This window comes from Methanoregula sp. (genome assembly GCF_002835825.1).
Taxonomy (GTDB): domain Archaea; phylum Halobacteriota; class Methanomicrobia; order Methanomicrobiales; family Methanospirillaceae; genus Methanoregula.
On the sequence record NZ_PIZH01000139.1, the window covers coordinates 1 to 5,365 of the forward strand.

Genomic DNA, 5,365 nt, shown 5'->3' on the forward strand with positions numbered 1-5,365 from the left:
TCGGAAGCGTACAATGTGTATAAGACACCGCAACCTCGCTGGCCGGGTCAGCCCGGTACGGGGCATGTCCGGTGCCGGACGACACCATTGCCTACACGGGGATCCCGCTCCGGTTCATAGCATAGAGCACGGCCTTCTCCTCCCCACCTATGCCCCCGACCGGCCCTCCCTCGACAAGGACCGTTACCATGACCCCCCGCGCCCGGGCACGGCCCAGTGCGGCTCCCATAGACGGGCTCGAGAACTCGTATACGTTGAGCAGGATCTCTCCTGATGCGTTGCCGATAACCGAGGAGAAAACCTCATCGGAGCAATCCGGGGAGACGAATGTCGTTACGGTCACACCGGAAAATTCTGCCGGGAGGAAGCGGGACTGGCCGAGCATGAGCGTGCGCGGGTCCCAGGTACCCCCCTCAAGAGCATGCACCTGCCCCTCGCGTGCCGCAACATCCCGTGGCCAGGATACGCTCTGGAGGAGGTTCCCCTTGTCGTACAGCATGAGCGAGTCGTTGGCATTGGCCATGCGCAGGGATTTGCTGCTGATTACGTCCAGTACCGCATCCGAAGAATCCTGCCACTCGTAATCCGGCAACCTCCCGTGGCTCTGGAGAAACGCAGTCCCGTTTCGTGCAATGGTCAGGGTTCCGGCAAGGGAACTACCGGGGGGAAAGGAAAACCCGCTCTTCCCATCGGATACCGCGATCCCGTCCAGCGGCCCATATCCCGAGAGGACAAGATACTCGTCAGGATCGTTTGCCAGCCAGGGGTCCGGGCAGAACTCGGTGATCATGACCGGCCCTGCTGCCCCGGCTGCTGCGGGAAGGACAAGAAGAACCATGAGCAGGAGAAGACAACGCATACTGGAAGAGTTGAGTCTCAACTGGCTTATATTATACGAAATATTTTTGTACAGGAATGGTTTTGATGAGGCGTGCCACACGCAGGGAGAACAAAAGAGCGCTTGTCGTGAAACTCGGGGGAAGCCTGTATGACCGCGTCTCCCTGCTCGTTCCTGTGCTCTCAGCATCCCCGCGCCCGCTCCTCATTGTCCCGGGAGGTGGACCCTTTGCCAATGCCGTGCGCCAGGCAGGTTTAGACGATGAAACGGCGCACTGGGAGGCAATCGCTGCAATGGAGCAGTACGGGAAGTACGTGGCGTCCTTTGGCCTGCCCGTCACAGAGCAGCCTGCCGTGCCCGAAACGCCGACGGTCTTTTTCCCGCTGCGCTGCCTGAAGGAGCGCGACCCCCTGCCGCACTCCTGGGACGCAACCTCGGATACGATTGCCGCGTGGGTTGCCGCAGAACTCGGCCTCGATCTCCTCCTTCTCAAATCCATGGACGGGATTTCATCAGGACAGGGTATTCTCGATACAGTGAGCGCGGCGGTGGAGACCGATGTTGTCGACCCGCTGGTCATCCCTTTTGTGTTGGAAAACAGGGTGGATACCTTCATCCTGAACGGGAGACACCCGGATCTCGTTGCTGCATTCCTCCGCGGCGAGCCGGTGCAGGGGACGCGAATCAGTACAACCTTTTAAAGGTTCCAAAAGAGATACTATAGGAATCCCTGGAGGAGCCAAAATGTCAGATAAGAAGTGTACGTCCTGCAATGCTCCGCTTGCAGAAGAGGGCGCAACGGAATTCGGGTGCCCCGCATGCGGTGTCGAGATCAACCGGTGCTACCGGTGCCGGGAACAGAGTATCCCCTATACCTGCCCCAAGTGCGGATTCGGGGGACCGTGAGTCATGGGCAGTGTCGCAGTCATTATGCGGGTCATGCCCGAGTCCCCTGAGGTCAGCCTCGAAGAGCTCATGAAAGCCTTAAAGGAGAAGCTCCCCGGCATCCAGGATGTCAAGGAAGAGCCCATCGGCTTTGGCTTGAAGGCCATCAAGTTCGCCGCCATTGTCAACGATGCCGGTGGCGAGACTGATATGCTCGAAAAGACGATCGGTGCAATCCCCGGTGTCGAACGGGCAGAGATAATTGAAGTTACGTTAACCTGATTCCAGGTTACACTTTTTCTTCTTGGAGTTTTTGTAATACCGTCTGGGTTATTCCCCGGATCTTTTCCGCCGACCCGCGGAACGCAATTGCCTCTTCCTCATCGATACGGATCGCGATCGGGAAGACTCCGTCACGGTTGATGCGGGCCGGGACGCCGATACAGACATCGCCCCCGATCCCATGGATCTCGGTTTTGATAAATGCCGATACCGTCAGGATACGGTTCTCATCAAGGAGAATTGTCTTGACCAGGGATGCGATGGCTTCCCCAGGCCCGTACACGGTAGATCCTTTGTTCTGGATGATCGCCTGGCCGCTGCATTTCACGGACTCAATAATTTCCCTGACGGGAAGATGGGTGAACTCCGGAAGGTTCGATATCTTGATGCCCCCTATCGTGGTCGCCGACCAGAGCGGGACCATGCTGTCCCCATGTTCACCGATGATGCGGGTGTGAACCTCGCTGACGTGAACATGGAAGAATGAGGCTATAAGCGATTTGAGACGCATCGAATCAAGGTGCGTTCCAAGACCGGCCACCTGCGTTGGTTTCAGGCCGGAATACTTCAGGGCAACACAAGTCATGACATCGACGGGGTTCGTCACCATGAGAATCCTGGTTTCCGGTGCTACCTCTCCGATAGTACGGCAGATCGGGGCTATGAGCCGGGCGTTCCCCATTGCCAGGTCCATACGGTCCTGGTCCGAAGTCCTGGGGGTGCCTGCCGTGACAACCACAACGTCGGATCCGGCAACATCCTCAAGATGCGTGGTCCACCCGACGGCAATATCCGTTCCGCGCGCGGCAAACGAGTCCTTCAGGTCCTGGGAGATTCCCGTTAACAGTGCTTCACGGCCTTCCCGGCCATGAAGAAGGATCTCATCCATGGGAGGTATGGAGGATATTGCATGCGCTGCAAACATCCCGACATTGCCTGTTGCGCCGACAATGGTCACTTTAACCATGATAATCGTAAGAGTGGGGACGTGTTATCGGTCGACTGTACGTTTCTGCATTCACCAAAGCGTTCATCCTCCGCCCCGTTACCCCATGGGCGCCGGATGTCTGCGGTTAGTCTGCTCCCTTCCGGGCCTGAACCGGTCCCCGCAGCAACAGGTCGCCATCCCCTCCGGAATTTTGATTCCTGGCCATCGACCTCATGGGACGAGGTTTCAACGTCAGAACACACAGGCTCCCGCAGGCCGTTGCAGCCTCGGTCAAACTTCGCCCCCCGCGTACCGACGGTTTCGGGTTACAAGTGACGCCGAGCCACCCGGGCTAGTCCCCATATACGTTTGTACGCCGGCCAATAAAGGCTTGTTACCTTGAACAGGCCCGTGAACAGACCGGCACGGGAACCCGCGTCACGGTATGAAGACCTCGCCACCCACCCTTGCTATCCAGTCGTCCCGGATCTTTCCGGTTGCCACGAGGTCCTTCTTTTCAAAGAGGTCCAGTGCAGTCAGCGGCGGGGTGCCGGGCGCGAGCACGGAGGGCAGGTTGCGGAAATCCCCCTGGTATACCTCGATCAACTGCCCTCCTTCAGTCTCCGCGATCTTTACCGGTTCCCGTACCACCGGGTGCTTTGCCATGTCCTCGACCTGCTCGAAGATCCGGATGCGGCTTACCGAGAGGTACTCCCGGTTCACTTCGAGATTAAAGGCGGACCAGAACGCCGAAACGTACCAGGCATCGTTCATCACTACCTTGGGAACACCCAGGCAGGCTGCCGTCAGGCCGAGGGTCCCGACACCGGAACAGGCATCGATGAAGTACGGCACCGGAGGGCTCCCCACGCGCTGTTGCACGGAGCGGATCTTCGGGTAACCGGCCCGCGGGAATTCGATATGGACAAGCGACTGCTGCTTGTACATCACCAGGGGACCGGTTGCAAGGGGGAAGACATCGGCCCGGACATCGCACCCGGCAAGGAGCTCATAGACCCGGGGCACCGCGTTCACATCAGCGGCAGCAAGCCCCGGCACAAAATCACCGGTCCTGACAACGCCGCGCAGCTCGGGGACTTCCTGCATGAGCCGTTCAGCGGTCTTCTTTGTCACCCGGGGGGAGAGGAGGACAAGTGATTTTTCGGGAAGGAACGGGGGCCGGTCCATTGCAAATCCCGGGTGGATGAGCGGTGACCCGGCAGCGATCAGCGGATCTGCCGGTTTCAGGTCCCCCTCCTCCACCATGACAACCCAGATATGGGCAAAGACTTCATCGATGAACCGCTTCCCGCAGGAGCAGGGTTCGCCAAACTCCATGGATGGCAGGGGGAGGCGCTTGTCCAGCGTGCGCATGCTGCATTCCGCGCAGGGAAGAAAAACCGTGGGCAGCGTTGCGAGGATGTCCCGCGCGGACTTCACGCAGTCGCTTGCGCACACGGGACACTTCATGGTGCTTTCTATCAGAGTCCCGGAATACAAAGGTTTTCTTATCGCATTTCGTGAAAAAAACGACAGGGAACAGTCATGCCGGACAAAGTTGAGAAAAACCAGGCAGTGGGCCCGAAGGGATTCGAACCCATGACCGCCCGGTTATGAGCCGGGCGCTCTAACCGGACTGAGCTACGGGCCCCAAGCGCCCCCCACAGGGCTCGAACCTGTGACATTCGGATTAACAGTCCGACACTCTACCAACTGAGTTAGGGAGGCACGCATCTTCGCGTCCTAATAGATTCTTTCTGAGTACTTTTAAAGGTAACTATAAGGTCGTAGGACCGGGGATTGGGGCAGGGCAGCCCCGGGATTGCCCGGGTCCTTTTTATTCCTTGCGTTTCATTGATTCAATCAGCCGGATCAGGTCCTCAAGGTCCTCGTTTAAGTGGGCAAAGAGTTCAACGGTCCGGGCCGTTGCCACGGCTCCTTCGGGAGATGCGCGGATATACCCCAGCTGTTCCAGCACGTGGAGGGAATACCGGATACGGTGCGAAGGTTCCTTCAACAGTTCGGAGAGCTTCATGATCCCGATCGGCTGGTGATCCGCGACGGCGCGGGCAACCTCAAGATGGCGGCTGATCAGTTCGACCTCGTCCTTCATCTTCTCAAGCATCTTCCCTCACCCATCCTCCATGGCCCGGCTTACTCCGGCTTATCCACATCTTCCTTTTTCTCTGGTTGCTGATGAAGCCATGCCTTCGTCAGCAGGTACCGCTTCCGGAAATCCAGGGAGAGGAGCGCCGCAACGATCAGCATGACTGCAATCAGGGGCAGGCGGTAGGTTTCAAGACGTTCCGTGACAAGGACGCTGTGCAGTACCGATCACGCGACATGGAGTGTGACGAGGTGCACGTCCAAGGCCAATCAATGTGCATCTCACACGTCCTACCCAACCGCCAGTTCTCCGATCACACCTATCA

Annotated in this window: 7 protein-coding genes, 2 tRNA genes and 1 other RNA gene; 3 read left to right on the plus strand and 7 right to left on the minus strand. The window is 58.3% G+C overall.

Annotation, left to right across the window (positions count from 1 at the left end):
• Positions 1 to 91 precede the first annotated feature (91 nt).
• Positions 92 to 859 carry a hypothetical protein gene (locus CW742_RS06360; protein ID WP_292418040.1) on the minus strand — a complete coding sequence of 256 codons (768 nt, stop codon included), beginning with the start codon at positions 857 to 859 and terminating at the stop codon, positions 92 to 94.
• Between the two features lie 65 nt (positions 860 to 924).
• On the opposite strand from CW742_RS06360, the gene CW742_RS06365 reads away from it, so the two are divergent.
• The 3 genes from CW742_RS06365 to CW742_RS06375 are packed head-to-tail and all read left to right on the plus strand — an operon-like array spanning position 925 to position 2,005.
• On the plus strand, positions 925 to 1,539 hold the full coding sequence (locus tag CW742_RS06365) for a uridylate kinase (RefSeq protein WP_292418043.1): 615 nt from the start codon (positions 925 to 927) through the stop codon (positions 1,537 to 1,539).
• 43 nt (positions 1,540 to 1,582) lie between these two features.
• Positions 1,583 to 1,744, plus strand: coding sequence for a zinc finger domain-containing protein (locus CW742_RS06370; protein WP_292418045.1), 162 nt, complete (start codon positions 1,583 to 1,585; stop codon positions 1,742 to 1,744).
• 3 nt (positions 1,745 to 1,747) lie between these two features.
• Positions 1,748 to 2,005 (plus strand): elongation factor 1-beta, encoded by a 258-nt coding sequence (locus CW742_RS06375; protein ID WP_292418048.1) that lies wholly within the window; start codon positions 1,748 to 1,750, stop codon positions 2,003 to 2,005.
• A 7-nt stretch (positions 2,006 to 2,012) separates the two neighbouring features.
• Here CW742_RS06375 and CW742_RS06380 read toward each other — a convergent pair whose 3' ends face one another.
• The 6 genes from CW742_RS06380 to CW742_RS06405 form a co-directional block, all read right to left on the minus strand.
• Positions 2,013 to 2,972: a malate dehydrogenase gene (locus tag CW742_RS06380; RefSeq protein ID WP_292418051.1), complete on the minus strand. Its 960-nt coding sequence runs from the start codon at positions 2,970 to 2,972 to the stop codon at positions 2,013 to 2,015.
• Between the two features lie 13 nt (positions 2,973 to 2,985).
• An RNA gene (ffs, locus tag CW742_RS06385) (signal recognition particle sRNA) lies at positions 2,986 to 3,296 on the minus strand.
• A 75-nt stretch (positions 3,297 to 3,371) separates the two neighbouring features.
• Positions 3,372 to 4,403, minus strand: a complete 1,032-nt coding sequence (locus tag CW742_RS06390; RefSeq protein WP_292418053.1) for a hypothetical protein — start codon at positions 4,401 to 4,403, stop codon at positions 3,372 to 3,374.
• A gap of 106 nt (positions 4,404 to 4,509) precedes the next feature.
• Positions 4,510 to 4,584: transfer RNA gene (locus CW742_RS06395), tRNA-Ile, on the minus strand.
• Positions 4,585 to 4,588: 4 nt separating this feature from the next.
• A tRNA-Asn gene (locus tag CW742_RS06400) sits at positions 4,589 to 4,661 on the minus strand.
• A 109-nt stretch (positions 4,662 to 4,770) separates the two neighbouring features.
• Positions 4,771 to 5,058, minus strand: a complete 288-nt coding sequence (locus CW742_RS06405; protein ID WP_292418056.1) for a hypothetical protein — start codon at positions 5,056 to 5,058, stop codon at positions 4,771 to 4,773.
• Positions 5,059 to 5,365 lie beyond the last annotated feature (307 nt).

Coding starts and splice junctions, on each gene's coding strand:
- CW742_RS06390 (WP_292418053.1), bottom strand. CDS start 4,403: ATGAAGTGTCCCGTGTGCGCAAGCGACTGCGTGAAGTCCGCGCGGGAC.
- CW742_RS06380 (WP_292418051.1), bottom strand. CDS start 2,972: ATGGTTAAAGTGACCATTGTCGGCGCAACAGGCAATGTCGGGATGTTT.
- CW742_RS06360 (WP_292418040.1), bottom strand. CDS start 859: ATGCGTTGTCTTCTCCTGCTCATGGTTCTTCTTGTCCTTCCCGCAGCA.
- CW742_RS06365 (WP_292418043.1), top strand. CDS start 925: ATGAGGCGTGCCACACGCAGGGAGAACAAAAGAGCGCTTGTCGTGAAA.
- CW742_RS06375 (WP_292418048.1), top strand. CDS start 1,748: ATGGGCAGTGTCGCAGTCATTATGCGGGTCATGCCCGAGTCCCCTGAG.
- CW742_RS06405 (WP_292418056.1), bottom strand. CDS start 5,058: ATGCTTGAGAAGATGAAGGACGAGGTCGAACTGATCAGCCGCCATCTT.
- CW742_RS06370 (WP_292418045.1), top strand. CDS start 1,583: ATGTCAGATAAGAAGTGTACGTCCTGCAATGCTCCGCTTGCAGAAGAG.